This window comes from Streptomyces sp. NPDC051315, from assembly GCF_044455165.1.
GTDB lineage: Bacteria > Actinomycetota > Actinomycetes > Streptomycetales > Streptomycetaceae > Streptomyces.
This window is the reverse complement of record NZ_JBITEN010000003.1, coordinates 53,167-74,547: the sequence shown is the minus strand read 5'-3', so window position 1 is coordinate 74,547 and position 21,381 is coordinate 53,167. Positions and strand designations below refer to the sequence as shown.

The window sequence follows — 21,381 nt, the reverse complement described above, 5'->3', positions numbered from 1 at the left end:
TTCGACATCGTGCCCGGTGAGGCACTGGCGGAGGATACGAGATTCGAACTCGTGAGGGGTTGCCCCCACACGCTTTCCAACTGTGTTGGTGGGGTCTCGGGTTTCGTTCAGGGGCGTTCACCTGCGTTGACGGAAACTGAGACGGAAGCGCGCCCCGCAGTTTCACGGCCTGAGCCGGTTCTCTTGAGGTCGAAGCAGATCAGCCCCATGGAGTGAGCGAGGGTCGCCGCATAGGCGGAGGCCTCCTCAGCCATGCTCCACCGCATCGGGAAGTAGATGAGTGGGCCGCACACCTCCCCGATCAACGGCCCCGTCGACCAGGGGGAGGTGTCCTCCACGTCCTCGCCAGTGTCGTCGTCGGGTAGGGGCATGCCGAGTTCGTGCAGGGCTTGAAAGTACAGCTCGCGGACCTCGGCCGCGTCGCTCCGGCGCGGCAGACCGGCAAGCTCGCGCAGGGCAGGAGAGTCACGCCCATCGACGAGAGCATGCGCAGCGAGCATGGGGAGTTCCTCAGGAGAGGAGTACCTCCGCTACGTACTGCCAAGCGCTGTACTGCAACCGGTCCATGCGCCCATCGTGCGGGCGGCAAGACGTCCTGGCCAGCCAGTTGTTGTTGTGGCCATCTTCTTGCCCTGGGTCTTGCCGGGGATCTTGATGACCTGCGTTTTCGCTCTTCAGGGGCGGTGGCCCCGCGCACTCGGTGGTCGTTGTTGGTCGTGATTGGCCACTGTCGAGCGGCGTCGGACGGCCCAGAGACGGCCCGGCCTTCGGCGCGCTCGACTGACGGCCGGCACCTTCGATGCGGCCCGTCTGGACCTCAACCGACGACAGTCCGCCACGACGGCGGGCGCGCTGACCGACCACGCACGCGTATGCCTCGCTGTACCCCAACCGGCCTCCGCCACGCTGCCGGTGCCGTCGACTGGAGCGAGCCACGACGGCCGGACCGTGACGACGATGCAGAAGCCCTTAGCTTGGGAAGCTCGGGTGCTTTCCCTTGTCCCGAGCTCTCGGCCCAACCGGCCGCACCACTTCGGCGGCGACTGCGGTCGATGGGCAACAGCGTTCCGTCGAGGATCAGATGCGCTTCCGTGCCGTCCCGCGAGCAGCGGTGGCAGCGCCCGAAGCCAGGCAGTCAGGACTTCGACGGCCCACAGCCGCTCCCCTTGAGCAACAGATGAAATCTGCGCATCTGCCGATCGAGGAGAAGGTGCACCTGCGAGAGGAATACCACTCCCGCCATGTGGTCACGTATCGCGCGTCAATCCCTAACCACGGGGGGAGATTCTCCTATATCCGGCCGCCGATTGTGCAGAATTCGCTGATAGAGGATATGATCCCGCCAGGCGCCATTGACGTAGAGATACTTCGACGCCCTGCCATAGAGAGCGAATCCGCACTTCTCCAAGACTCGCTGCGAGGCGCCATTTTCTGGCAGCGTTCCGGCCTCTATTCGGTGCAGAGAAAATTCCTCCCTGGCAACCTGGCATACGGCTTCGACAGCTGCAGTGGCGATCCCCCGTCCTGCACGCTCACGGTCGACCCAGTACCCAATACTGGCGCTGCACAGCGGCCCCAAGATGATTCTGGAGAGCGAAATGGCGCCGATGGGCTGACCGTGCTCAGTGAGTAGCCATTGCATGGCCCGGTCGGCATCACGTAGCGCAAGCAGGTTGGCCAGCCGGGAGCGCTGACCTGCTTCAGTGAAGAACCCCTCAGACCGGTCCGGCTCCCAAGGGAGCAGATACTCACGGTTTCGGGCAAGGGCTTCAGCGAGTTCTCTGGCGTCGTCCAAGCCCACCGCTCTCATCTCCACGCCCGGTGGCATCGAGCCCTCTGTGGTCATGCCAGTGCATCACAAGCGGGCAGTGTGCACGGGGCGGATCTGCTCCTGGACAGCCCGGCCACATCGAATCCGGAATCGCGCCACAGGTGAGCTGCGCCGGAAATCAAGTCGCACGGTCCGCTCATCAGTCCAGCCCTGGAGCCTGAATTCGGCATTGCCGATGTGGACCAGCCCGAATTGGGGTTCACCCGCGATGCACAGGACAAGTCGCCCGTCCTTGATCTCGACAGATCCTGGAAGGCTTTCTTCGGGGTCGGCCCCGCAGTCGTCCGACCAGTCGGGGAAGTTGGCCGGAACGTCGACTTCGCAGGTGAAGCCCTCCTCCTCGAAGGGGTGCAGAGGCACGGTTTCCCTGGCTAGCAGAACATCGCTCCACGCCAGTCGGGCCAGGTATTCGTCCGGGAAGAGACGCATGAGGGAAAGGGTTGGGACCGTGTCCACCACAAGGTGGATACGGCGTTCCTCACCTCTGTTCCTGGCAATGTGGAGACGATCGAAGTCCGCGTACCAGAGCCGTCCGGCTTCCCAGTGGTACGTCCTGCCATCCACGACGAGCTCGGCTCCGGGCTGGGTCACGACAGGGATGTGGAGGCGCAGGAACCCCCAAGGGAAATTGGTTTGCCCGTCGCTGTGCTCGTGGGTCTCCGCGCCAGCACCGAGCGCCATGAGGCGCGCGCTGTGGAGCGGGGCGGGAATGCTTGCGAGGACTTCCGCGTGGTAGGGACAGCGGTCCAGTACGGAGGTGTCCAGGTGATCCTCCAGGCCGGCACCGCCCGGGTCCGTGCGCAGCACGTCTCCATTCGGCGCCCGCAGTGGGATGATCTTCCAGTCGAAGGTGTCCTCCTGGCCAAGTCCGCCTTGATGAACCGGGCGGTTCGGTCGCCAGGTGAGATCGGAGAGAGCTTCGACTTCGGCAGCGAGCCGTGCGGCGTCGAAGCTCAGCCCGAGCGGGACGGCCGGCGGTAGCTGCCGCCAGCTTGCTTCGGCCCGAGGAGTCTGGACAGGAACGGACATGTGCGTGCCCTACCTTTCGGCGGTGGGGGTTGGTTGATGAGAACGGCTCGGGCTTTCGGTCCCGGTGGTCTTTGGCCCGGGCTCGGGCATGGGAGTCCTACCTCCCGACCGCCAGGGTCGCTTCCGTCCGGTGAACACCGCCGCCGTCAATGCGGCGATTCCCGCCCCGGCGAACACCCAGTGCATGGGCATCCAGTCGGCCATCACCCCGCCTAGCGCCAGGCCTGCGCCTTGGGTGGCGATCGAGCCCGCACCGGTGAGCGTCATGGCACGACCTCGGAGCGAGGCGGGCACACGCTCGATGAAGAGTTGGTCCAATGGCAACGCGAAGGCCGTTCCGACACCGCTGACGAACAGCAGCGCCAGCGCCATGGGGAGCGAGGGCGTGAAGACGAAGAACAGCAGAGGAATCACGGCGACAAGGAGGAGTGCCGGTACCCACCTTGTGCGCGCTTGGGGCCCCAGGAATCGCGCGACCGCGGCCTCGCCGATCACAGTGCCGACAGCAGGGAAAGCCAGCAGGAGGCCCACCGCCTCGGGGCCTCCGCCCAGGTGCGCCGCGTAAGGCGCGGCAAGTCCTTCCGGCAGCACGACGAAGGCCGTTGGCACCCACTGCAGAAGCAGAAGGCGGCGCAGTTCGGAGTCACCGAGGACCGAGCGGTTGCCCAGGATGGTCGCGCGCACGATGCCTGATGGGCGATCAACCTGACCAGCTGCGGCTGCCGGCCTCGGTCGCACCAACAGAGCCACTGCCGCCATGGAGAACGCAAACGTTGCCGCGTCGATGAGCAACGCGGCGCGCGGCGTGAAAACGACCAGCAGCAATCCCCCCAGGCCGAAGCCAAGCGTCTGGCCGATTTGAACGGTGCCCGAAAACATGGACCTGCCCAGCGCATAGCCGTTCATACCGACGATCTCGGGCAGCAGAACCTGCCGGACGGCACGGAACAGTGGTGACAACGCGCCGGATACGGCCACCAGAAGGAGGAGAACAGGGACAGGCATGCCTGGCACGGTCATCGCCAGAACACAGACCAACCGGCCGAGGTCACCGATCAGCATCAGACGCCGCGCCGGCACCAGGTCGACCACAGCCGAGGCCAACGCTGCTGTAAGGACTTGCGGCAGGAAGCCGAACGCATACGTGAGCGCGGTGAGGAGCGCGGAGTCGGTGCGATCGTAGATGAGGACCGACAGCGCGACCTTGGTCAGGACATCGCCCAGAATGGACACGGTGTGTGCGGCGAAAAGCCCGCTGAACTCCCGGTAGCGCAGCAGTTGGCCGTACGTGGCCACCCGTTCATCACTCGATGCCATCGGCTACCGGGCACCTCCTCTCATCAGAGACAGGAGTACGGACGGGAGCAGGGTGAGCTGCCGATGGGTATGACTGTCCGATCGACGGGCGCGCGTCCAGCCGAACCATCAAACCGGTCGGGGCGAGCCCGCGTGACGGATCGGGAACCACCTTCGCGCCCGACGGCTGGGAGACGCGGAAGGACCGGACCATAAGAGCCGCGGCAAGTGTCATCTCGATGAGACTCCACGACATCCCCATACAGATCAGCGGCCCCGCACCGAAGGGAAGATATGCGTTCGACGGGGCGGCGGTCCCGGAACCGTCGGGCAGCCAGCGGTCCGGATCGAAACGTTCAGGATCGGGGAACCAGCGGGCATCGCGTTGGATGACATATGCGGGAACCATCACCTTCGTGCCGCGCTCCAGGGTGTATCCGCCGAGCGTCGTCTCTCGAAGCACGTGACGGGCCATCATCCAGTTCGGCGGCCACAGGCGCAGTGCTTCCTTGACCACCCTCGCCGTATAGCCGAGTTGGTTGTAGTCGGTATGGGAGATGGATGCGGGATCGGGGAGAACCGCTGCGGCCTCCTCCGCGGCTCTCTCCTGGGCTTCGGGATTCCGCGACAGCTCATGGACGACCCATCCAAAGCCTGCGGCAGAGGTGTTCTCCGCCGCCAGCAAGGTGGCCACCACCGTCTCCCGAATGATCGCCTCGGGCAGCTCGCCGTGCCGGGCGGTGGGTTGCATCAGCACATCGAGCAGGTCACGCCCTCCGTCTCGCGCTTCTCCTCGTCGACGCTTGATCACCTGTCCGATGACCCCCTCCAACTGACGGTTCGCGCGCATGACACGCCGATGGCGTGGCAGAGGCAGCCAGAGAGGCAAGGGCATGGTGCTGCTGACAACTGGTGTGAGGGCGCCGAAGAGCTCCCGTGCCAAACCGGCCACCAGGTGTGCGTCATCCGAGAGACAAAACAGCGCCCCCACGGCGGCGGTCACAGCTCGCATGCGGTCGACCACGTCGATGTCGCCTGTGCCCCATCGCGAGATCCCGCCGCCTATCTCGGCAGCCATCATCGGAATCTGCACATGCATGGCAGTGGGCCGCATGGCGCGCATGCGGGCCGCTCGTGACGATGCCCACTGTCGCCGGGTCTCGGCATCGTCCTTCTGCTTACGGTGGAGGAAGTCGACCTCCGCCCCGAAGTCGGTATTGGTACGCAGCAGGACGTCTCCTGCAAGAGCGGGGTCGGCAACGACGACGATGTGGCGATCGAATGACCAGATAGCGCCGTACTCCTCCGACATCCGTACCATGAAACCGAGGCGGTCCTGCTCGTATGCCGGACCGTTGCCGGCGAGGCGTTCACCAAGCGGGCCTGGCGGTCGGATCATCGGCTCCCCCTGAGGTGTGAGACGTCTGGCCCTTGGGCCGGGGCGAGATAGTGCCTCGCCCCGGCCCAAGGAAGCAGAGTGACCGGCAATGCGGCCTGCTTTCTCAGTACTTGTAGAAGCCGGCCAGGGCCGTCATCTTGGTGCGGCGGGCAATCGCGTACGAGAAGGTCTTGAGCTTGACCATCGTCGTCACCCTTCTAAAGGCCGTCACTACGCAAATCAGAATAACGGCGCAATGTGACTCCAAGATTTTCCGGGAGCCCTTGGTGCGCTTTTAAGGCTGTCGAACATCTATGCGCCCCGTCCAGAGTGATCGGCTTGCATTAAGCTGCATGCAACATCTTCCCTGGGGGGTAAAAGATGGGAAGTCATCCCATAGGGGACATAGTGCAACTGGGCGAAGTGGAGATCGAGGTCTTCCGCTTGGGAGCTCAGCAAGGGTCCCTGGATATCGAAGCGGCAGCCCGTCAGCTCAACCTGCGGGTGGAAGAAGTGCGCATAGCGGCCGATCAACTCATCGCCAGGCACCTGCTGAGGCAGCAGCCAGGTCAGGATGGATTGTTGGTTCCCGTCGCTCCCGATACGGCGGCAGCGGTTACGCTCACCCCCGTCGAGAGATCGCTGCACACGCAGCTGGCGCGCGTCGAAGAGCTGCGAGCGGAATTTAGATCACTTGGCTCCCTCTATGCAGAGATACAACAGGGGCGGCGCTACGACACGCCATTCGAAGAAGTTCATGACGAAAGGGCCACCACTGAACTGATCGATAATGCGGTGACTCGTGCCGAACAGGAAATACTCACATGCGACGCCGGTCGAGCGAGTTCGGCAGGATTATTGGAACGCGCAAATGAACGCGAATTGGCTTCCATTCGGCGGGGTGTACAGATGCGCACTCTTTATCGACACGCTGCACGTCATGAGGTTGCAACACAGGAATACATCAAGCGCCTCGCTTCGACCGGCGCCCAGGTTCGCACACTGCCGGAGATATTCGGGAGAATGGTTCTCATCGACAAGGGGACCGCCTTCATTCCTCACCGCGACCACCCGGGCGGGACAGTCGTCGTCCGCGACCCCTCCACCGTGGGTTATCTCTGCGCTGTCTTCGAGCACTCATGGGCGCAGGCCACACCCCTCAACCCCGGCCACTTCGGGACACCCGCTATCAGCACGGAGGCGAAGCAGGCGATCGTTCGCCTCCTCACGGAAGGCATGAAGGACGAGGTGATCGCCCGCCGGTTGGGGATGTCCTTGCGTACATGCCGGAAGCACATCGCGGAAATCATGGAAATCTTCCGAGCTGAAAGCCGCTTTCAGCTCGGTTACTTGATACGTGCACGACTAGGTGACGCTGACAAACTTCCTGCAGGGACCATTGATGATGCAGTTGCCGACGCCGTCTCCTCGACCGTAAAGAACAAATGAAAGGTCGCTCGCGGAGACATCATGCCGTGGGAGCCCCTTAACCCTTCAGTTGTAGATCTGTGTGTCCGCATCAGCTGGGTCCGGGTAACTGACGTGCATACAGGCGGTGTTGTTGGATGTGCCGCTGTCGATCACAGACCAGGAGCGGGCTGAGGAGTTCTCGGACCCAGTTGGAGTTGCTGCTGCTGGAGGTCGGTGGGGTCTTCCCGCGAGCAGATCTGCGACGCCGTGCTGCGAAAGCGCGGTTGGCGTAGCGGCTTTGGGCTGGCGCTGCTTTGGGTGCGAGTGATGGCGCAGACAGGAGGCAGGCCGCGCCGCAGAGGCGGCGCGCGCCCGCCCCGTGCGCGGGCCTTGAACAAGTAGAGAACGTCCTGTTCGTCGACGAGGTGGCCGAACTCTTCCTGACCTCCACTCGCAAGGACGAGGAACGGCGCGACGAGATGGTCACCCAGCTCATCCGCCTCGCCCAGCTCGGCCGCGCGGCCGGCATCTACCTGGAGGTGTGCGGGCAGCGCTTCGGCGCCGAACTCGGCAAGGGCGCGACCATGCTCCGGGCCCCGTTGACCGGCCGCGTCTGCCACCGCGTCAACGACGAAGCCTCCTCCAAGATGGCCCTCGGCGATATCGCCCCGGAAGCCGTCCTCGCCGCCTGCGCCATCGCCCCCGAACGCCCCGGCCTCGCCGTCGCGGGCGACACGTCCGGCGGCTGGTCCCGCATCCGCACCCCCTACCTCTCGCTCGGCGAAGCCGCCGACACCTGCCGGGAAACGGCCCACCTGGTCCCCGACGTACCCGCGCTGAAGCCCTTTCGTCCCGACGTGGCCGTGCGGCCTGTCGAGCCGTTGGCCGACGTCGTCCAGCCGCCCCCGCAAAGCTCCACTGACCGGCGTGACCGCCTCGCGCCACGTCCCTACCCCTCCCATGCCCGAACCCGGAAGGAGTCGCCATCGTGCGCGCCGAACTGGCCCGTGTGGACGCGGTGCTCGTGCAGGCGCTCATCGCCGCAGCGCTGTCCTTCGCCCACATCCATGACGTCGCCGTGGCGGCCGGACAGGACGGCTGGAAAGCCTGGGCCTATCCGGTGTCCGTGGACCTGCTGCTCGTCGCCGCCTGGCGTCGACTGCGCTCCGGTACCGGCAAGGCAGCGGCCTGGTGCTGGTTCCTCATCGCGCTCGCAGCCTCCCTCGGCGCGAACATCGCCACCGCCGGCCTTCTCGACCTCGGCGACGTCCCGGGCCTGGCTGCGCACCCTCGTCGCGGGCTGGCCCGCCGTCGCCTTCCTCGGCGGAACCCTCCTCGCCCACTCCTCACCCAAGACGGCCACGGCCGCCGAGGTCATCGAGGAGCAGGAGGACGAGCCCGAACCCATCCACGAGCCGCCTGCCCCCGACCCGCCCGCCATCGAGGCACCACCGGAACGCCCGCCTGTCCCGGTGCCGGCCGCCCTCATCGACCACGCCCGCAAGGTCGCCGCCGAGCACCACACCCGCACCGGCACCCCGATCGACACCCCGACCCTTCGGAACTCGGCAAGCTCGCCTCAGGCGGCACCCTGCCCGGTATCCTCCGGCAGCTCTCCGGGCTCGGCGGTTGCACCCACCCCATCCGACTGGACGGCCACCGCACCGAGTACGACGTCGACACCACCACCGGCGAGATCGGCCGCATCCTCCAGCACCTCGACTCCACCGACCTCCCGGCCGGCCAACTCCTCGTCCGCTGCAACAACCGCCGCGTCACCCGCTGCCCGGCCTGCGCCGAGGTCTACCGCCGCGACACCTTCCACCTGATCACCGCTGCCCTACGCGGCGGCAACGGCACCCCGGAACACGTCGCCGCCCACCCCCGCGTCTTCGCCACCTTCACCGCCCCCGGCTTCGGCCCGGTCCACAACCGCCGCACCGACGGCCGCCCCTGCCGCTGCGGCGTCCGCCACGACCAGGAGGACGAAGCCCTCGGCACCCCGCTGGACCTCGACACCTACGACTACGACGCGGCCGTCCTCCGGAACGCGCACGCCGGCCCTCTCTGGCGGCGCTTCTCCATCTACCTCCGCCGGGAGGTCGCCAAGCGCGCGGGCCTCTCACAGCGCCGCCTGCGCGACCACGCCCGCGTCTCCTTCGCCAAGGTCGCCGAGTACCAGAAGCGCGGGGCAGTCCACTTTCACGCCGTGATCCGCATCGACGGTCCCGGCGGCGGCAATACCGCGCCCCCGGCCTGGGCAACCGCCGAGCTAGGAGAATCCACCCATGGCTGAGCCCCGAGTCGCCGTCTCCACGCCTGAGGCCGTCGACCCGTCCTTGGCGCTCCTGACCGTAGAAGAGGCGGCACGGCGGCTCCGTATCGGCCGTACGACGTGCTTCCGCCTGGTCCTCGCAGGAGAGATCGAGTCCGTCACGGTCGGGCGGCTTCGCCGAGTTCCCGCCGACGCCGTACCTGCCTACGTGGCCAAGCTGCGCCACCGACCCGCGCACGCGGCCTGAGGAGGGGGACGACATGGCAGAGAAGAAGCGCACTCGACAGCCCAACGGGGCCTCGACCATCTACCTCGGCAAGGACGGCAAGTGGCACGGCCGAGTGACAGTCGGCGTCAGGGATGACGGAAAGCCCGACCGCCGCCACATCGAGCGCAAGACCAAGGCCGAGGTGACCAAGGCAGTCCGCGAGATGGAGCGGGGGCGCGCCCGATACATGCACGTGACGGGGACCATGCTCCGCAAGGTCGCGCAGCAAGTCGGCGACGCGCTCTGGGAGCTCCCGAAAACGAACTGAGACGGACGACGACGAAGGGCCCCACCGCGAACGGTGGGGCCCTTCGACATCGTGCCCGGTGAGGCACTGGCGGAGGATACGAGATTCGAACTCGTGAGGGGTTGCCCCCAACACGCTTTCCAAGCGTGCGCCCTAGGCCTCTAGGCGAATCCTCCGCCGGAAACATTACATGACCGAGAGGAGTGCTCGCGAACTCGATCCCTGCCGCCGGCATCGGGTAACCTGGGCGCAGCCCCTCACGCGGCGCTATCTGACTGAACTCCCCCAGGGCCGGAAGGCAGCAAGGGTAGGTCGGCTCTGGCGGGTGCGTGGGGGGCGCTTGCGTTCCCCGGCGGGCGCGCCGGGCGGGTACGCGGGGCGGGACGAGGCTGTCGGTAGGGGGCGGGCGCCGGGCCGGCACGCGGGGCGAGTGCCCGGTGGGTACGCCGGGTGCGGGGCGCGGGGTGCGCCTGTGACGGGTGCGGCCGGGGGGGGCGGGCTCGGGCGGGTCCGGTTGTCAGTGGGCGCCTATAACCTCGTAGGCGTGTCGTCTCTCGCGCTGTACCGCCGCTATCGCCCGGAGTCGTTCGCCGAGGTCATTGGGCAGGAGCATGTCACTGACCCGCTGCAGCAGGCGCTGCGGAACAACCGGGTCAATCACGCGTACCTGTTCAGCGGTCCGCGTGGCTGCGGCAAGACGACCAGCGCGCGCATTCTGGCCAGGTGCCTGAACTGCGAGCAGGGGCCCACGCCGACCCCGTGCGGGGAGTGCGAGTCGTGCCGGGACCTCGCGCGCAACGGGCCGGGTTCCATCGACGTCATCGAGATCGACGCCGCCTCTCACGGAGGCGTGGACGACGCCCGTGACCTGCGGGAAAAGGCCTTCTTCGGGCCCGCCCGCAGCCGCTACAAGATCTACATCATCGACGAGGCCCACATGGTCACGTCGGCAGGTTTCAACGCGCTCCTCAAGGTCGTCGAGGAGCCGCCGGAGCATCTGAAGTTCATCTTCGCCACCACCGAGCCGGAGAAGGTCATCGGGACCATCCGGTCGCGGACCCACCACTACCCGTTCCGGCTGGTACCGCCGGGGACCCTGCGGGAGTACCTCGGCGAGGTGTGCCAGAAGGAGGACATCCCCGTCGAGGACGGCGTCCTGCCGCTCGTCGTGCGGGCCGGCGGCGGATCCGTGCGTGACTCCATGTCCGTCATGGACCAGCTGCTCGCCGGTGCCGGGGCGGACGGTGTGACATACGCCATGGCCACCTCCCTCCTCGGGTACACGGACGGCTCGCTGCTCGACTCCGTCGTCGAGGCCTTCGCCACCGGTGACGGGGCCGCCGCCTTCGAGGTCGTGGACCGTGTCATCGAGGGCGGCAACGATCCGCGACGCTTCGTCGCCGACCTGCTGGAGCGGCTGCGGGACCTGGTGATCCTCGCCGCCGTGCCGGACGCGGCCGAGAAGGGGCTCATCGACGCGCCCGTCGACGTCATCGAGCGGATGCAGGCCCAGGCCGGCGTCTTCGGCGCCGCCGAGCTCAGCCGCGCCGCCGACCTCGTCAACGAAGGCCTCACCGAGATGCGCGGCGCCACCTCGCCCCGTCTCCAGCTCGAGCTGATCTGCGCGCGCGTCCTGCTGCCCGCCGCCTACGGCGACGAGCGGTCCGTCATGGCCCGCCTCGACCGCATCGAGCGAGGCGTGAACTTCTCCGCGGGCGCCGCCGCGGGGATGCCGCCCATGGGCTACGTCCCGGGACCCGAGGCACACGGCGGAGCGACTGCCGCCGCGGCTGCCGCAGCGGGCGCGCCCATCCCGCCGGGAGGCGGCGCCGCAGCCGCCCGGGCCGCCGTACGGGGCCCGGGGGCCCCGGTGACCCCGGCAGGACCCCCGGCAGCACCCCCAGCCGCGCCGAGTGCCCCCGCGGCTGCCGCACCCGCACCGGCGCCCGCTCCGGCCCCCACCCCGCCCCCTGCACCCGTACAGGCCCCCTCCACGCCCGCTCCCGAGCCGGCCGACGCGGGCCCCGCCCCGACGGCTCCCGCGGCCGCCTCGGCGCCCGCCCCCGGTTCCTGGCCCACCCCCACCGCCGCGGGCAGTGGGCGACGACCCGGCGGCTGGCCCACGGCCGCGCCCGCGGGCGGCGGCGCCCGCCCCCCGGCGGCGACCCCTGCCGCCCCGCCCGCCGCATCCCCGGCCGCCCCCGCACCGGCTGCCGCCGCGGCCGCCGCGTACGCGCCCCCCGCCGGCGGTCTGGACCCCCGTACGCTCTGGCCCAACATCCTGGAGGCGGTCAAGAACCGCCGCCGCTTCACCTGGATCCTGCTCAGCCAGAACGCCCAGGTCACCGGCTTCGACGGCACGACCCTCCAGCTCGGCTTCGTCAACGCCGGTGCCCGTGACAACTTCGCGAGCAGCGGCAGCGAGGACGTGCTGCGACAGGCGCTGGCCGAGCAGTTCGGCGTCCAGTGGAAGATCGACGCGATCGTCGACCCGTCCGGCGGCTCGGCACCCGCACCGTCCGGCGGCTTCGGCGCCTCCGGGTTCGGCGGCGGCTCCCCGGCAGGCGGCTACGGCAGCTCGGGCGGTTACGGCGGCTCCGGTGGCTACGGCGGTGGCGGTACGGCCTCGCCGCCCGCGACCTCGTCCACTCCCGCCGCGCCCAGACCGGCCCCGGCCCGGTCCGCGCCCTCGGCGGCACCCGCCCCCACGCCCGCTCCTCCGCCCTCGTCCGCCCAGGAACCCGTAGCCCTCGAGGACGACATCCCCGAGGACGACGACCCCGACCTCAACGAGTCCGCCCTCTCCGGTTACGAACTGATCGTGCGCGAGCTGGGGGCGACGGTGGTCGAGGAGTTCACGAACGAATAGGCATCCCGGGCCCGCCTTTCCGGCATCCCGGGTCCGGCATCCCCGGCCCGCCGGTCCGCACCGGGCCGGCCGCTCCCACCAGCCGGCGGGTCCGCCACTCCCGCCGCCCGCACACCCGTGGGTCTCCCGGCCCGAGCGCCCGCACACCCGTGGGACTCCCGCACCGAGCGGTGCATCCGCTGCCACCACCCCGTTCAGAGGATGCTACGAACCGCCCACCCCCCACCCTTCAGAAGCCCGCACAAGAACCCCGGCCGATGCCGGTTAGGCTGACCCCGTGAACGTCCTCGTCATCGGCAGCGGCGCCCGCGAACACGCCCTGTGCCGCTCACTGTCCCTCGACCCCGCCGTCACCGCGCTGCACTGCGCCCCCGGCAACGCCGGCATCGCCGAGGTCGCCGAGCTGCACCAGGTCGACGCCCTGGACGGCGGGGCCGTTTCCGCCCTGGCCAGGGAGCTCGGCGCCGACCTCGTGGTGGTGGGCCCCGAGGCCCCCCTCGTCGCGGGGGTCGCCGACGCCGTGCGCGAGGCGGGCATCCCGGTCTTCGGCCCCTCCAAGGAGGCCGCGCAGCTGGAGGGCTCCAAGGCGTTCGCCAAGGACGTGATGGCCGCGGCCGGCGTCCCGACCGCCCGCTCCTACGTCTGCACCACGCCCGAGGAGGTGGCCGAGGCCCTCGACGCCTTCGGCGCCCCGTTCGTGGTCAAGGACGACGGCCTGGCCGCCGGCAAGGGCGTTGTCGTGACCGGCGACCTGGAGGCCGCGAAGGCGCACGCGGCGGGCTGCGAGCGCGTCGTCATCGAGGAGTTCCTCGACGGCCCGGAGGTCTCCCTCTTCGCGATCACCGACGGCGAGACGGTCGTCCCGCTCCAGCCCGCGCAGGACTTCAAGCGCGCGCTCGACGGCGACGAGGGCCCGAACACCGGCGGCATGGGCGCGTACTCCCCGCTGCCCTGGGCCGACCCGAAGCTGGTCGACGAGGTCGTGCAGACCGTGCTCCAGCCGACCGTCGACGAGATGCAGCGCCGCGGCACCCCCTTCTCGGGGCTGCTCTACGCCGGTCTCGCGATCACCAGCCGGGGCGTGCGCGTCATCGAGTTCAACGCCCGTTTCGGCGACCCCGAGACCCAGGTCGTCCTGGCCCGTCTGAAGACCCCGCTGGCAGGTGTCCTGATGGCCGCCGCCACCGGCAACCTCGGCGACCTCGCGCCCCTGCGCTGGAGCGACGAGGCGGCCGTCACGGTGGTCGTCGCCTCGCACAACTACCCGGGCACCCCGCGCACCGGCGACCCGATCACCGGCCTCGACGAGGTGGCCGCCGAGGACGCCCCGCACGCCTACGTCCTGCACGCCGGCACCAAGCTCGACGGCGGCACCGTGGTCAGCGCGGGCGGCCGGGTCCTCTCCGTCACCGCGACCGGCAAGGACCTCACGCAGGCCCGCGAGCGGGCGTACCGTTCGGTCGCGCGCATCGGCCTCGCCGGCTCCCAGCACCGTACGGACATCGCGGCGAAGGCGGCGGCGGAGGCGTAGGCGAGCCCCCGGCCCGGAGGCACCAGGCCCACCGCGCCCCCTCCAAGCCCCTGCCGGACAGGGGCCTCCAGGCCCCTTCCCGGCGCCCTGACGCAGGCACCCCTCAGGCCTTCCAGGCCCCGGATCCAGCGGGACACCACCCCCGCGATCCGGGGCCTGTCCCTTGCCCAGGGTCATCCACCTCTCCCCAAAGCCATTCCATCGAGTGACCGCTGCCCCATCCGGCTGACGGACGCCGAAGGGCCAACTAGGGTGCGGCGCAAGCATTCGGGCACTTGGCCCACCGGCATTGCGATGTCCGTGGCGGGTGCCACAGTGGGGGAGTGAGCAAGACCAGGAGAGTCAGCACCAGGACCAGGGGGAGGGGGTGAGGTCCGGACGTGACCGGTATGGGTATGGAGGTGGGCGCGCAGGCCGCGCGGGCCCGTGCGCTGGCCGTGCTGCGCGTCCGCAGCCGGGCGCTGGCTGTCGCGCTGCTGCCCGCGGCGGCCGCCGTGATCCTGCTGGCGGGCGCTTCCTCCGGGCACCTGGTGGGCCCCGGCTGGGACGTCGCCCGCTGGATCGTGTCCGTGCTGGCGCTCCTCGTCCTGGTCGCCGCCGGCGTCATCGCCCTGGTCGTCGCCCGCGCCCGCCCCGCCGTCAGCCCCACGGTCGCCATCGCCGAGCGCGCGGCCCCCGACCTGTACCGGCTGGTGCGCGACCTCGCCGACCGGCTCGACGTTCCCGCGCCCTCCGCGATAGCGCTCACCCCGGACTGCGACAGCTGGCTGGAGGACCGTGCCCACCCGGCCCACGGCCCGCCCGCGCCCCGGGACCCGGACGAGACAGCCGGGCCGGGCCGCCACCCCCACCGCCGTACGCCGACCGCGCCCGTGCTGGTCATCGGCTCCCCGTTCCTGTGGTGGATGCGGGTGGCCGAGCTGCGCGCCGTCCTCGCGCCGGTCGTCGCCGGTACGGGACCTTCGGCGCACCCCGACATAGCCGCGGCCCGGCGCTTCGTGCGCGGGCTGGACGCCGCGGTGGCCGTCTCCGCCGACCGTGGCCGCTGTCCCGGCACGCGTCTGGTCTGCGCGGGCATCGGCCGGGTCGCGCGGCTGCTGCTGCGCGGCTGCCAGGCCCATGCGGCGGAGATGGAGCGGGGCGTGGCCGCGGCGGCCGCGGAGCGTGCGCAGGCTGTGGACTACGGTCTGCGGATCGTCGCTCAGGAGCAGGTGGGGCTGGCGTACGCGGGCTGGGACCGTCTCCTCACGCGCGTGGCGCTGCCCGCCTGGCGGATGGGCCGGTGGCCGTCGCGGCTGGACGCGGGCGTCGTCGCCGCCCTCACCGAGCTGTCCCGGCGCGACCGCCTGGCCGAGGGCTTCGCCTCGCGGCTCGGCGAGCGTCCCGCCTGTGACCTCCTCGAAGAGCCTGGCGCGGTCGACGAGGCCGCCTCCCTGCTCGCCGCCCGTCTCTTCCACGGCGGTCCCGCGGGACCCGGCCCCGACTGGTCCCCGGTGGACTGGCAGGAGTACCCGGACGAGGTCGTGGACCGCAAGTGGCGCACCGACGCGGCCCGTCTCCACCGTGTCCTGGACGCCCTGGGCGTCCGCCGCATCCCCGACCCCGCGGTCCCGGCCGCCGACGGCCCGACCCTGGCCCGCGTACTGGACCACCTGACGGGCACGGAGGGCACGGCTTCCGGCGGGGACGGCCATCCCCCTCCGCCGCTCACCGCGGAGCCCCCCGCTCCCGAGGACGCCACCTCCATCGCCCCCGAGGGCGCCACCGCCCCTCCGGAGGTCACCCCCGCCACCTCAGGTTCCCGCGCAGCCGACGAAGAGGAAGAGCCCGCCCCCAATCCCCGCAGCGCCGCCCTGGCCGCCCGTCTCGGGGCGGAACTGGCCCGGGAGGAGACCGAGGCGGTGCCCTCGACACCCGCGTCCACCGGGCCCCCGGCGCCCGGGCAGGGCCACGAGACCGAGGTCCCGTGGGACGGCGGCTCCCTCCCGCTCTTCCCCCTCCAGCCCCCGCGCACCGACCGTGAGCTCCTGACCGACCACGTCACCGCGATGGTCTGCTGCGCCGCGATGGACACCGTCGGAGCCACCCCCGGCCTGGACTGGCTCGACGGCCCCACCCTCCTGGTCGACGGAGAGCGCGTGACCGACCTGACGCCCCGCGTGCTGAGCCTGGTCGAGGACGGCGACGCGGCCCCGCTCCACAACTGGCTGGTGGAGCTGGGGATACGTCCGGAGAAACCGGTCCGCCTCGGCTGACGAGTCCGACGCCACCGACCCGTCCGACGCATCCGTCCCGCCGTCCCGTCCGTCGCGTCCGACCCCCGGACGCAACCGTCCCGTCCGACCCTCGGCGCGTCCGTCCCGTCCGACGCCACCGCCCCGTCCGACGTGTCCGATCCGCCCGACCCGACCGGCGTTCCCCTCTGCCGACGCCTCCCTCCCCGCCCCTCCTCGCCGATACCGGAGCGGTTAACTCCACTTTCGGCCAATTCACAACGAATAGTGACTGTCTGCGCGCGTTATGTGATGTGCTGGGATCGATCGCGCCCATGGCATGGGCGCGCGACATAGGACAAACACAAGAACAGCCGCGTCTCACCACGGCACACGACAACCACGGGGGCAAGGGGAGGGGAGCACCATGGGACAGGACCACACCCGCCGGTGGGAGTCGGGAGCGCTGGCGCACGCCGTGACGGACCCCTTCGGACAGGGGCCCCTCCCCTGGCTGCGCGGCACCGAGACCTACTTCGGTGACACCGGCCAGGTCGTGCCCTGGTACGTCGACCCGGCGCCGGCCCCCACCCCGGAGGCCACCACCCCCCGGATCCCGGCCCCCCGGGCAGCCGGGGGCCCCCGCTCCGCCGACGACGTCCGCCACCAGATCAAGGGCTTCGTCTCCACCGGCGCGGTCGCACCCGGCGACGCCGTCGACTTCCACATCACGGTCGACCCGCCCCAGCAGTTCAGCGTCGACATCTACCGCATCGGCCACTACGACGGCCACGGAGCCGCCAAGATCACCACCAGTCCGCGCCTGCCCGGCATCGTCCAGCCCCCGCCGCTGACCGCCGACCGCACGGTCTCCTGCCACCACTGGTGGCTCTCCTGGCGCCTGCAGGTCCCGTCCCACTGGAACGTGGGGGCGTACGTCGCCGTCCTCACCACCGCCGACGGCTACCGCTCCCACATCCCCTTCACCGTCCGCGACAGCCGCCCGGCCGACCTGCTCCTGCTGCTCCCGGACATCACCTGGCAGGCCTACAACCTCTACCCCGAGGACGGCCGCACCGGCGCCAGCCTCTATCACGCCTGGGACGAGGACGGCCGCCTGCTCGGCGAGGCCGACGCCGCCACCACCGTCTCCTTCGACCGCCCGTACGCCGGCGCGGGCCTCCCGCTCCACGTCGGCCACGCCTACGACGTCATCCGCTGGGCCGAGCGCTACGGCTACGACCTCGCCTACGCCGACGCCCGCGACCTGCACACCGGCGACGTCGACCCCACCCGCTACCGGGGCCTGGTCTTCCCCGGCCACGACGAGTACTGGTCGCAGCCCATGCGCCGCACCGTGGAACAGGCCCGCGACAGCGGCACCTCGCTGGTCTTCCTCTCCGCCAACACGCTGTACTGGCAGGTGGAGCTGGGCCCGTCCCCGTCCGGTGTCCCCGGCCGCCTGCTGACCTGCCGCAAGCGCAAGGGCCCCGGCCGTTCCGTCCTCTGGCGCGAGATCGACCGTGCCGAGCAGCAGCTACTCGGCATCCAGTACGCGGGCCGGGTCCCCGAACCGCACCCCCTGATCGTCCGCAACGCCGACCACTGGCTGTGGGAGGCGACCGGCACCCACGAGGGTGAGGCGATCGAGGGCCTGGTCGCGGGCGAGGCCGACCGTTACTTCCCCCGCACCCCCCTCCCGCCGCACGAGGAACGCACCCTGCTCGCGCACTCCCCGTACGTCGACGGCGAGGGCGTCCTGCGCCACCAGGAGACCTCCCTCTACCGTGCCCCTTCGGGCGCCTGGGTCTTCGCCTCCGGCACCTTCGCCTGGTCCCCGGCGCTGGACCGCCCCGGCCATGTCGACCCCCGCGTCCAGCGCGCCACCGCCAACCTCCTGGACCGCATCTGCAAGCGCGACTGACCCCCGCGCCGCCCTGCGCCACCCCGCTGTCCCAGATCAATCCCGGTGTACGGGACAATCAAGCCATAGGACAGAACCACGGGGAGGAACCGTGTCCGGATTCGTAGAAAAGCCCGAACCGCTTGAGGTCCCGGGCCTGGTGCATCTCCACACCGGCAAGGTGCGCGAGCTGTACCGGAACGAGGCGGGCGACCTCGTGATGGTCGCCAGCGACCGTACGTCCGCCTTCGACTGGGTGCTGCCGACCGAGATCCCCGACAAGGGCCGCATCCTCACCCAGCTCTCCCTGTGGTGGTTCGACCAGTTCGCCGACCTGGTGCCGCACCACGTCCTGAGCACCGAGCTGCCCCCCGGCGCCCCCGCCGACTGGGCCGGCCGCACCCTCGTCTGCAAGTCGCTCCGGATGGTCCCCGTCGAGTGCGTGGCCCGCGGCTACCTCACCGGCTCGGGCCTCGCCGAGTACAAGGAGACCCGCACGGTCTGCGGCCTCGCCCTCCCCGAGGGCCTGGTCGACGGCTCGGAGCTGCCCGCGCCGATCTTCACCCCGGCCACCAAGGCCGCCGTCGGCGAGCACGACGAGAACGTCTCCTACGAGGAGGTCGCCCGCCAGGTCGGCGCGGACACCGCCGCCGAGCTGCGCCAGACGACCCTCGCCGTCTACTCCCGCGCCCGCGACATCGCCCGCGACCGGGGCATCATCCTCGCCGACACCAAGTTCGAGTTCGGCTACGACGGCGACACCCTCGTCGTCGCCGACGAGGTGCTCACCCCCGACTCCTCCCGTTTCTGGCCGGCCGACCAGTGGGAGCCGGGCCGCACGCAGCCGTCGTACGACAAGCAGTTCGTGCGGGACTGGCTGACCTCGGCGGCCTCCGGCTGGGACCGCGCCGGCGAGCAGCCGCCGCCCGAGCTGCCGCAGGAGATCGTGGACGCGACCCGCGCCAAGTACGTGGAGGCGTACGAGCGCCTGACGGGCACGAGCTGGACGTAGACGCAGAAGAAGCCCCCGGTGACGACCGGGGGCCGCCGGTCGTCGCCGGAGGGGCGGGGAGCCGGGGCCGGGAGACGAAAAAACCCCCGGTGAGAACCGGGGGCTTGATCCAGAGCGGACGACGAGGCTCGAACTCGCGACCTCAACCTTGGCAAGGTTGCGCTCTACCAACTGAGCTACGTCCGCGTTGCGCCGTGGCGCGAGAGCAACTATACCCAACCCCGCTCGCGTGCGAGTCGCACCGCCGCATGCCGGTTCTCCGTCCCGAGCTTGGAGACGGCCGACGAGAGGTAGTTGCGCACGGTCCCCGGCGACAGCGCGGCCCGCTCGGCGATCTCCGCGACGGGCGCCCCGTCGGCGGCGAGTTCCAGCACCTCGGCCTCGCGGGAGGTCAGCGGCGAGTCACCGGCGGCGATCGCGTCGGCGGCCAACTCGGGGTCGACGTAACGGTTTCCCGCGTGCACGGTCCGGATGATCTCCGCGAGCCGCTGGGCACTGACCGTCTTCGGGACGAACCCGCGCACACCCGCCGCAAGCGCCCGCTTCAGGTGCCCGGGCCGGCCGTGACTGGTGACGATCAAGGTCTGACAGGCCGGGAGTTCTGCCCGCAGCGATGTGGCGACCTTCACACCGTCCGCGCCCGGCATCTGCAGGTCCAGTACGGCCACGTCCGGCGCGTGCGCCCGCGCCATGGCCAGCGCCTCGGGCCCGGTGGCCGCCTCGGCGACGATCAGCAGGTCGTCCTCCAGCGAGAGCAGCGCGGCCAGCGCACCCCGGATCAGATGCTCGTCGTCGGCGAGCAGCACCCGCACGGTCACGCGGTCACCTCGCCCACCACGGCCGCCTCACCGGTCCCGCCCGTCCCGGCCGGCTCCGCCAGCGGCACCTCGGCCACCACCCGGAACACCCCGGCCCCGGCCAACCCCGCCTCCAGCGTCCCGTCCACGCCCGCGAGCCGCTCCCGCAACCCGGCGAGCCCCGACCCGCCCCGGGCGCCCCCACCCGTCACCGACGAGGCCCCCGAGGCCTCCGCCCCGTCGTTCTCCACCGTCAGCACCACATGTCCCTCCGTCACCCGCAGTCCCACCGAGCACCGCCCCGCGTCCCCGTGCCGCAGCACGTTGGTGGTCGTCTCCCGCACCACCCAGCCGAGCGCCGACTGCACCTCGGCGGGCAGCCCGTCGGCCGCCCCCGGCGCGGCCCGCACCTCGCAGTCGATCCCGGCAGCCGTCAGCACCCCGTGCGCCCCGGCGAGTTCGACCCCCAGATCGGCCTCCCGATACCCCCGTACGACATCCCGTACCTCGCGTTGCGACTCCTGCGCGATCCGCTGCACCTCGATCATCTGCTCCACGGCCTCCGGCCGCCCCCGTCGGGCCAACTGCACGGCCAGCTCGCTCTTCAGGGCGATCACCGCCAGATTCCGCCCCATCACGTCGTGCAGATCCCGCCCGAACCGCAGCCGCTCCTCGGCCACGGCGAGCCGGGCCCGGGTCTCCCGGGCCTCGTCGAGCCGGTAGACGGCGTCGAGCAGCCAGACGGAGAAGACGGAGGTGGCGGCGATGAACGCGCCGCCCAGCAGCACCGCCACCACCGACACCAGGACGGCGCCGCCCGGCAGCCCGAGCGGGAGCGCCACCCCCGCGGCGCCCGCCGCGTACCCGACGACGACCGCGGTCACGCGCCGCCAGCCGCGCACGCCGAGCGCGGTGTGGCCCGCCGCGAAGACCAGCGTCACCCCGAAGACCCCGCCCGCGGCGGTGTCGACGGCCTTGCCGCCCGACCCGTGCTGGGCGATACCCGTCGCGACGACACCGACCACCGCGCTGGCGGCGGCCAGCGTCCACAGCAGCCGGACCGGCTGGGGACGACGCCCGCGCGTCCAGTCCAGCGCCCGCGACGCCGTCACGGCGCAGAGCACGCAGTGCCCGGCCACCAGCAGCGGCAGCCACATCCCGGCCCCCGTCCACAGCCCACTGCCCAACGGCACGCCCACCGACGTGAACTCGGCGAAGGCGAAGAAGTGGAACGACCACCGCGTGTACGTCTCCACCTTCTCCGGCGTACTCTTCCGCCGCCACCAACCCCCCGGCCTGCGCATCTGTGCGTCTCCCCCGTT

General features: G+C 70.5%; 14 protein-coding genes, 2 tRNA genes, 1 other RNA gene and 4 pseudogenes. 12 read left to right on the top strand and 9 right to left on the bottom strand.

The window, feature by feature from the left end:
• Positions 1–107: 107 nt before the first annotated feature.
• From ACIBBD_RS06675 to ACIBBD_RS06655, 5 genes are all read right to left on the bottom strand, one after another.
• Positions 108–500: a hypothetical protein gene (locus ACIBBD_RS06675; RefSeq protein ID WP_399418203.1), complete on the bottom strand. Its 393-nt coding sequence runs from the start codon at positions 498–500 to the stop codon at positions 108–110.
• Positions 501–1,261: 761 nt separating this feature from the next.
• The gene (locus ACIBBD_RS06670; RefSeq protein WP_399418202.1) at positions 1,262–1,846 is read right to left on the bottom strand and encodes a GNAT family N-acetyltransferase; all 585 of its coding nucleotides are present in this window, start codon (positions 1,844–1,846) and stop codon (positions 1,262–1,264) included.
• Positions 1,847–1,855: 9 nt separating this feature from the next.
• On the bottom strand, positions 1,856–2,860 hold the full coding sequence (locus ACIBBD_RS06665) for an aspartyl/asparaginyl beta-hydroxylase domain-containing protein (RefSeq protein WP_399418201.1): 1,005 nt from the start codon (positions 2,858–2,860) through the stop codon (positions 1,856–1,858).
• 9 nt (positions 2,861–2,869) lie between these two features.
• Positions 2,870–4,177: an MFS transporter gene (locus ACIBBD_RS06660; protein WP_399418200.1), complete on the bottom strand. Its 1,308-nt coding sequence runs from the start codon at positions 4,175–4,177 to the stop codon at positions 2,870–2,872.
• Entirely contained in the window at positions 4,164–5,555 is a 1,392-nt protein-coding gene (locus ACIBBD_RS06655; RefSeq protein WP_399418199.1) for a cytochrome P450, read from the bottom strand. Before ACIBBD_RS06655 ends, ACIBBD_RS06660 begins: the two co-directional genes overlap by 14 nt.
• A gap of 387 nt (positions 5,556–5,942) precedes the next feature.
• Between ACIBBD_RS06655 and ACIBBD_RS06650 the strand changes: the two genes are divergently transcribed.
• The 6 genes and pseudogenes from ACIBBD_RS06650 to ACIBBD_RS06625 form a co-directional block, all read left to right on the top strand.
• A complete protein-coding gene (locus tag ACIBBD_RS06650; RefSeq protein ID WP_399418198.1) occupies positions 5,943–6,983 on the top strand; it encodes a helix-turn-helix transcriptional regulator in 1,041 nt (346 codons plus the stop codon).
• A gap of 368 nt (positions 6,984–7,351) precedes the next feature.
• Positions 7,352–7,852, top strand: a pseudogene (locus ACIBBD_RS06645) (FtsK/SpoIIIE domain-containing protein); the annotation flags it as partial.
• Positions 7,853–7,932: 80 nt separating this feature from the next.
• A pseudogene (locus ACIBBD_RS06640) lies at positions 7,933–8,205 on the top strand (DUF2637 domain-containing protein); the annotation flags it as partial.
• A 330-nt stretch (positions 8,206–8,535) separates the two neighbouring features.
• Positions 8,536–9,219: pseudogene (locus tag ACIBBD_RS06635) on the top strand (replication initiator); the annotation flags it as partial.
• 13 nt (positions 9,220–9,232) lie between these two features.
• Positions 9,233–9,466, top strand: a complete 234-nt coding sequence (locus ACIBBD_RS06630; RefSeq protein ID WP_399418197.1) for an excisionase family DNA-binding protein — start codon at positions 9,233–9,235, stop codon at positions 9,464–9,466.
• Positions 9,467–9,479: 13 nt separating this feature from the next.
• Positions 9,480–9,665: pseudogene (locus ACIBBD_RS06625) on the top strand (site-specific integrase); the annotation flags it as partial.
• A gap of 157 nt (positions 9,666–9,822) precedes the next feature.
• Here the strand turns inward: ACIBBD_RS06625 and ACIBBD_RS06620 are convergent.
• A tRNA-Ser gene (locus ACIBBD_RS06620) sits at positions 9,823–9,910 on the bottom strand.
• A 72-nt stretch (positions 9,911–9,982) separates the two neighbouring features.
• Here ACIBBD_RS06620 and ffs point away from each other — a divergent pair.
• The 6 genes from ffs (at position 9,983) to ACIBBD_RS06590 (ending at position 19,262) form a co-directional block, all read left to right on the top strand.
• An RNA gene (gene ffs / locus ACIBBD_RS06615) (signal recognition particle sRNA small type) lies at positions 9,983–10,081 on the top strand.
• Between the two features lie 197 nt (positions 10,082–10,278).
• Complete coding sequence (locus ACIBBD_RS06610) at positions 10,279–12,603, top strand: DNA polymerase III subunit gamma and tau (protein WP_399418196.1); 2,325 nt, start codon at positions 10,279–10,281, stop codon at positions 12,601–12,603.
• Between the two features lie 277 nt (positions 12,604–12,880).
• Positions 12,881–14,134, top strand: coding sequence for a phosphoribosylamine--glycine ligase (gene purD, locus ACIBBD_RS06605; RefSeq protein ID WP_399418195.1), 1,254 nt, complete (start codon positions 12,881–12,883; stop codon positions 14,132–14,134).
• A gap of 389 nt (positions 14,135–14,523) precedes the next feature.
• On the top strand, positions 14,524–16,389 hold the full coding sequence (locus tag ACIBBD_RS06600) for a hypothetical protein (protein ID WP_399418657.1): 1,866 nt from the start codon (positions 14,524–14,526) through the stop codon (positions 16,387–16,389).
• Between the two features lie 385 nt (positions 16,390–16,774).
• Complete coding sequence (locus ACIBBD_RS06595) at positions 16,775–18,271, top strand: N,N-dimethylformamidase beta subunit family domain-containing protein (RefSeq protein ID WP_399418194.1); 1,497 nt, start codon at positions 16,775–16,777, stop codon at positions 18,269–18,271.
• A gap of 91 nt (positions 18,272–18,362) precedes the next feature.
• The gene (locus ACIBBD_RS06590) at positions 18,363–19,262 is read left to right on the top strand and encodes a phosphoribosylaminoimidazolesuccinocarboxamide synthase (RefSeq protein WP_399418193.1); all 900 of its coding nucleotides are present in this window, start codon (positions 18,363–18,365) and stop codon (positions 19,260–19,262) included.
• Between the two features lie 113 nt (positions 19,263–19,375).
• On the opposite strand, the gene ACIBBD_RS06585 is transcribed toward ACIBBD_RS06590, so the two are convergent.
• From ACIBBD_RS06585 to ACIBBD_RS06575, 3 genes are all read right to left on the bottom strand, one after another.
• Positions 19,376–19,448, bottom strand: a tRNA-Gly gene (locus tag ACIBBD_RS06585).
• Between the two features lie 23 nt (positions 19,449–19,471).
• Entirely contained in the window at positions 19,472–20,080 is a 609-nt protein-coding gene (locus ACIBBD_RS06580) for a response regulator (RefSeq protein ID WP_399418192.1), read from the bottom strand.
• Positions 20,077–21,363, bottom strand: coding sequence for a sensor histidine kinase (locus ACIBBD_RS06575; protein WP_399418191.1), 1,287 nt, complete (start codon positions 21,361–21,363; stop codon positions 20,077–20,079). The genes ACIBBD_RS06580 and ACIBBD_RS06575 overlap by 4 nt, the downstream gene beginning before the upstream one ends.
• Positions 21,364–21,381 lie beyond the last annotated feature (18 nt).

Excerpts from the sequence above, each read along its gene's own strand:
- ACIBBD_RS06675 (WP_399418203.1), bottom strand. The coding sequence starts at position 500 with ATGCTCGCTGCGCATGCTCTCGTCGATGGGCGTGACTCTCCTGCCCTG.
- ACIBBD_RS06670 (WP_399418202.1), bottom strand. The coding sequence starts at position 1,846 with ATGACCACAGAGGGCTCGATGCCACCGGGCGTGGAGATGAGAGCGGTG.
- ACIBBD_RS06665 (WP_399418201.1), bottom strand. The coding sequence starts at position 2,860 with ATGTCCGTTCCTGTCCAGACTCCTCGGGCCGAAGCAAGCTGGCGGCAG.
- ACIBBD_RS06660 (WP_399418200.1), bottom strand. The coding sequence starts at position 4,177 with ATGGCATCGAGTGATGAACGGGTGGCCACGTACGGCCAACTGCTGCGC.
- ACIBBD_RS06655 (WP_399418199.1), bottom strand. The coding sequence starts at position 5,555 with ATGATCCGACCGCCAGGCCCGCTTGGTGAACGCCTCGCCGGCAACGGT.
- ACIBBD_RS06630 (WP_399418197.1), top strand. The coding sequence starts at position 9,233 with ATGGCTGAGCCCCGAGTCGCCGTCTCCACGCCTGAGGCCGTCGACCCG.
- ACIBBD_RS06600 (WP_399418657.1), top strand. The coding sequence starts at position 14,524 with ATGGGTATGGAGGTGGGCGCGCAGGCCGCGCGGGCCCGTGCGCTGGCC.
- ACIBBD_RS06595 (WP_399418194.1), top strand. The coding sequence starts at position 16,775 with ATGGGACAGGACCACACCCGCCGGTGGGAGTCGGGAGCGCTGGCGCAC.
- ACIBBD_RS06575 (WP_399418191.1), bottom strand. The coding sequence starts at position 21,363 with ATGCGCAGGCCGGGGGGTTGGTGGCGGCGGAAGAGTACGCCGGAGAAG.